The organism is Sandarakinorhabdus sp., assembly GCF_040398645.1.
GTDB lineage: Bacteria > Pseudomonadota > Alphaproteobacteria > Sphingomonadales > Sphingomonadaceae > Sandarakinorhabdus.
In genome coordinates this window covers 5,733-10,952 of record NZ_JBBATR010000051.1, presented here as the reverse complement: position 1 = coordinate 10,952, position 5,220 = coordinate 5,733, and the positions used below count along the sequence as shown (strand labels likewise).

At 62.6% G+C, this 5,220-nt stretch carries 5 protein-coding genes and 1 tRNA gene; 3 read left to right on the top strand and 3 right to left on the bottom strand.

Annotated elements, in window-relative coordinates:
* Window positions 1-918, top strand: a 918-nt coding sequence (secD, locus tag ABWP50_RS10685) for a protein translocase subunit SecD (protein ID WP_353217973.1), incomplete at its 5' end; no start/stop codon positions are given.
* Between the two features lie 19 nt (window positions 919-937).
* The gene (gene secF, locus ABWP50_RS10680) at window positions 938-1,885 is read left to right on the top strand and encodes a protein translocase subunit SecF (protein WP_353217972.1); all 948 of its coding nucleotides are present in this window, start codon (window positions 938-940) and stop codon (window positions 1,883-1,885) included.
* 174 nt (window positions 1,886-2,059) lie between these two features.
* Here the strand turns inward: secF and ABWP50_RS10675 are convergent, their stop codons facing one another.
* The 3 genes from ABWP50_RS10675 to ABWP50_RS10665 form a co-directional block, all read right to left on the bottom strand.
* The gene (locus ABWP50_RS10675) at window positions 2,060-3,022 is read right to left on the bottom strand and encodes an NAD(P)H-dependent flavin oxidoreductase (protein WP_353217971.1); all 963 of its coding nucleotides are present in this window, start codon (window positions 3,020-3,022) and stop codon (window positions 2,060-2,062) included.
* Window positions 3,023-3,147: 125 nt separating this feature from the next.
* Window positions 3,148-3,224 (bottom strand) — tRNA-Met (locus ABWP50_RS10670).
* Window positions 3,225-3,328: 104 nt separating this feature from the next.
* Window positions 3,329-4,210 (bottom strand): DUF481 domain-containing protein, encoded by an 882-nt coding sequence (locus ABWP50_RS10665; RefSeq protein WP_353217970.1) that lies wholly within the window; start codon window positions 4,208-4,210, stop codon window positions 3,329-3,331.
* 144 nt (window positions 4,211-4,354) lie between these two features.
* Here ABWP50_RS10665 and ABWP50_RS10660 point away from each other — a divergent pair.
* The coding region (locus tag ABWP50_RS10660; RefSeq protein WP_353217969.1) for an isopenicillin N synthase family dioxygenase at window positions 4,355-5,220 on the top strand (866 nt) is incomplete at its 3' end.

The window sequence follows — 5,220 nt, the reverse complement described above, 5'->3', positions numbered from 1 at the left end:
GAAGTGGCGCAGGGCCGGGCGCCGCCGGGCAGCCAGATCCTGCCATCGCAGGAGGGCGGGCAACTGGTGGTAAAGCGCCGCGCCATCATCACTGGCGACCAACTGATCGATTCCCAGGTGACAACCGATCAAAATGGCGCGCCGGCGGTGTCGTTCCGTTTCGATTCAACCGGCGGGCGCCGGTTTGCGCAGGCCACCACCGAAAATGTCGGCCGGCCCTTTGCCATCATCCTGGATGGCATGGTGATTTCCGCGCCCAACATCAACGAGCCGATCCTGGGCGGCAACGGGCAGATATCGGGCAGTTATACGGTGCAGACGGCCAATGAACTGGCCATCCTGCTGCGCTCCGGCAAATTGCCGGTTGAGCTGAAGGTGGTCGAGGAACGCACGGTCGGGCCTGATCTGGGTGCGGATTCGATCCGGGCCGGTGCGATTGCGTCGATCGTGTCGGTGCTGGCCGTGTCGGGGCTGATGATCCTGACCTATGGCCGCTTCGGGGTTTACGCGGTGCTGGCGCTGGTCATCAACGTCATCATGATCCTGGGCATCATGTCGGCTGCCGGCTTCACGCTGACGCTGCCGGGCATTGCCGGCATGGTGCTGACCATCGGCGCGGCGGTGGATGCCAACGTGCTGGTGAATGAACGCATTCGCGAAGAGCAGCGCAAGGGCAGGGGCGTTGTCGCCAGTGTCGAAGTCGGCTTTCGCGAAGCGACGCGCACGATCTGGGATGCCAACAGCCTGAACATCATCGTGGCCATCATCATGTTCCTGTTCGGCTCCGGCCCGATCAAGGGCTTTGCCGTGGTGCTGTCGATCGGCATTGCCACATCGGTGTTCACGGCGGTGACGCTGGTGCGCTGGATGGTGGCGCGCTGGTTGACGGGCGCGCGCCCCACTGTGCTCAGCATCTGACGGGCAAGGAAACAGGCACATGCCGCTGAAACTCGTTCCCGACAACACCAACATCGGCTTTGTGAAGCTGCGCTTCATTGCGTTTGCGCTGACGCTGGCGCTGACCATTGGTGCCGGCGCGCTGCTGGCGGTGCGCGGCCTCAATCTGGGTGTGGATTTTGTGGGCGGCCTGACCATGCAGGTCGAATTTTCTGCGCCGCCGCCGCTCGACGCCCTGCGCGAACGCGTCAACCAGGTGGGTGTGGGCGATTCCGCCTTGCAGGAATTCGGCAAGCCAACGACCATCCTGATCCGGCTGCCGCTGCCCGAAGGCGACCAGGCCGCCGTGCAGCGCGTGGTGGGCAAGGTGCGCACCGCGCTGGAAAAAGACTATCCCGGTGTCAATTTTTCCCGCGTCGAAAGCGTGTCGGGCAAGGTTTCGCAGGAATTGATCACCGATGGCCTATGGGCGGTTGGCCTGTCGATGTTGTTTGTGGCGGTGTTCACCTGGTTTCGGTTCGAATGGTACTTCGGCGTTTCGACCGTGGTGGCGCTGGTCCACGACGTGGTGGTGACGCTCGGGTTTTTCAGCCTGACCCAATTGGAATTTGATCTCAACATCGTTGCCGCCGTGCTGACCATCATCGGGTACAGCCTGAACGACAAGGTCGTCATCGATGACCGTATCCGCGAAAATCTGCGCAAATATCGCCAGATGGACATCAGGCAGATCATCGATCTGTCGGTGAATGAAACGCTGCCGCGCACGGTGATGACGTCGGTGACGTTGCTGGCGGCGCTGATCGCGCTGCTGCTGCTTGGCCCGGAAGTGATTTTCGGCTTTACGGCGGCGATGGTGCTCGGGATTGTGGTCGGCACCTATTCATCGATCTTCGTCTCGTCGTCGCTGCTGATCAGCCTGGGTGTGAAGCCGGGGCCGACCACGGTTGATGACAAGCGCGCCAGCGGGGCCGAGCGGGTCAAATAAAAAGGGCGGGCGCTGTAACAGCGCGCCGCCCCTTTTCAATTCGCCGATTGCTGCGTCAGATCGGTGCGCCGCACGGCCCGAACACCATGCACCACTGGCTCAGCGTGCCTAGCACGAGCGCGCCCATCAACCACGTCATCCGGGTCCGGGCATTCATTTCAACCTGCATGGCGATCACTCCGCAGCAATCGCAACCGGGGCCAATCCGATCCGGCTGCGCGCTGCATGATACTCCCGCACCAGGCGTGCGACAAGCTCAGCGGCCGGCAGCACTTCCTTGACCGCGCCGATGCCCTGGCCGCAGCCCCAGATGTCCTTCCAGGCCTTGGCTTCGGTGTTGCCGCCGCTGCCGAAATTCATCGCGGATGGATCGCTGACGGGCAGGGCATCGGGGTCCATGCCGGCCTTGACGATGGATGGCCGCAGATAATTGCCGTGCACGCCGGTGAACAGGTTGGAATAGACGATGTCGGACGACACGCTGTCCACGATCATGTCCTTGTAGTCTTGCGCGGCGCGGGCTTCGGTGGTGGCGATGAACGCGCTGCCGATATAGCCGAAATCCGCGCCCATGGCCTCGCAGGCCAGCACGGCTTCACCGGTGGCAATCGAGCCCGACAGCGCCAGCGGACCATCAAACCATTCGCGAATTTCCTGGATCAGCGCGAACGGGCTGGTGGTGCCGGCATGGCCGCCAGCGCCGGCAGCGACGGCGATCAGGCCGTCCGCGCCCTTTTCAACGGCTTTCCTGGCGAATTTGTTGCTGATGATGTCGTGCATGACAACGCCGCCATAGCTGTGGATGGCTTCGTTGACGTCCTCGCGTGCGCCCAGCGAGGTGATGATCATCGGCACCTTGTATTTCACGCACAATTCCACATCCGCCATCAGGCGGTCATTGGACCTGTGCACGATGAGATTGACTGCATAGGGCGCATCATTCGGGCCGAGTTCGGTGTTCAGCCGCTGCAGCCATTCTTCAAATTGCGCGATCGGGCGGGCATTCAGGCTGGGAAAGCTGCCGATGATGCCGGCCTTGCACTGGGCAATCACCAGTTCCGGCACCGAAATGATGAACAGCGGCGATCCGATCACCGGGATCGACAGGCGGCCGGCAAAAGCAGCGGGCATTGACATGGCGTAGCTCTCCAAACGAGTGGTTGGCTATCAGATAGCCACGGCGGCGCTGCAATGCCACCTCATCCTCATCGCAGGGTGGGTGCGGCTTATGCATGCAGGCCGAATGATGCTTTGGACCGAAATGGTAGCAGCGGGCGGATTTGAACCGCCGACCTCCGGGTTATGAATCCGGCGCTCTCACCAACTGAGCTACGCTGCCATGCCAAGCACGATATTCGGGAGCGCTGCCATAGAGCGCCGCCTTGCTGCGGTCAACAGGCCGCCGCCATCACGCCGTGATCGCCAGGCGGCGGCCGTGCTGCTTCAGAATGTGTACACCAGCGTGACCCGGCTGACCGTGTCGCTGTTTTGCCGTCCCGGCGGCGGATTTGCTTCGTTGTTGTATTGAAAGGACACCCGTGTCGAAAGCTGGCGATTGATCCTGGCAGTCAACTGCGAAAGCACCAGCAGCGAATTGTTGCTTTCGTCGTAATAATACGTGGCTGTCTGGGTGAATTTCAGCGCATCATGAATCGGCCAATTGGTGTTCAGACCGGCGCGCGCCGCCACACTATTATCGAGCAGGCCTGTTATGAAACGCGTCTGACGCACGGCCGGCCCCCCATCGATGGTCATTTTCAAGCGCTTGCCATCCACCAGCCGATAGCCAAAGCCCAGCGACTGCGTGAGGCGGCTGGTGAAGCCGGTAAACTTGTCGCGCTCCCAGCTCAGGGCCAGCAGTGTGTAGCCGCGCGGGCTGAACTTCCAGTTGCCTTCATAGCCAGCAAAAAAACGTTCGCGGGAGGCGACGCCGCGATCTTCCTGATAATCGACGACACCGCGCAGGCCGTGTTTCCATTTGCGGCTTTCCTTGGTCATCGCCAGGCCGACGGCAGCGCCGCGATTTTCGGTGTTCCCGGTCGAAACAAAGCCGCCCGCTTCTCCTTGACCGCGCCAGCCTTCAAATATGCCTTGCGCTGCCAGCCTGGCGTCGCGGGCGGCCGCTGCGGCAGCCTGGATGCCCGCAACCCTGGCATCGATTTCCGCCGCGCTGGCCGGATTGGTCTTCCGGGCAATGTTGGCGATTGCAGCCAGTTGGTCAGGCTCGGCAGCGTCGATCATTGCGGCCACGGCTGGCGGGATTGGTTCGGCGGTTGCCGGCGCTGGCACCAGCAGCGCCGGGACCAAACAGACTGCACGCAGCATCAGATACCCCCCTTCCTTGCATGATTTGCGCGCTTTGAGCGGCGGTTGGCGACTGGTCAAGTGGACAAGCGCCACCGCGTTTTTTTGTGCAATCCAGCGCCTGGCCGCTGGGATTTTCCCCAAAGCTGCGGCATGGAAGCGAACATGACATTGCCGGCAGACATTCATCCCATCAGGCTTTCGTTGATCGAGACCGATCTTGCCGCCGCCGCAGCCGGCTTTGGCGATGCGTTTGCGCGCACCGGCTTTGCCGTCGTGTCCGATCACGGCATCGATCAGGCGCTGATCGACCGGGCCAATGCGGCCACCAAAGCCTTCTTCGCCCTGCCGGAGGAGGTGAAGCGCGCCTATGTCGTGCCCGGCGGCGGCGGCCAGCGCGGCCTGACGCCATTTGGCATCGAAGCGGCCAAGGGCGAGGCCAAAGCCGATCTCAAGGAATTCTGGCATGTCGGGCGTGATCTGCCGCCTGGGCATCCCTATGCCGCGCAGATGCCGCCCAATTTGTGGCCGGGCGAAATCGCCGATTTCCGCAGCGCCGTATCGGCACTTTATGCCGCGCTCGATCATGCTGGTGGCCGCATGCTGCGCGCCATTGCTGTGCATCTCGGGTTGGCGGCGGATTTCTTCGAAGACCCGGTGCGCGACGGCAACAGCGTGCTGCGCCTGCTGCACTATCCGCCGGTGGCGCCGGAAACAGCAGGTGCCATTCGCGCCGGCGCCCATGAGGATATCAATGTCATCACGCTGCTGCTGGGTGCCGAGGAGGCCGGGCTGCAATTGCTTGGCACGGATGGGCAATGGCGGGTGGTGCCGGCGCCGCCGGGCAGCCTGGTGTGCAATATCGGTGACATGCTGCAACGCATGACCGGGCATCGCCTGCCGTCCACCACCCACCGCGTCGTCAATCCCGCGCCGGAGCGGATGGGCGTTGCCCGCTACTCGACGCCATTTTTCCTGCATTTCCGGCCGGATTATCTGATCGAGAGCCTGCCCGGCGGCCCCCGCAGCGA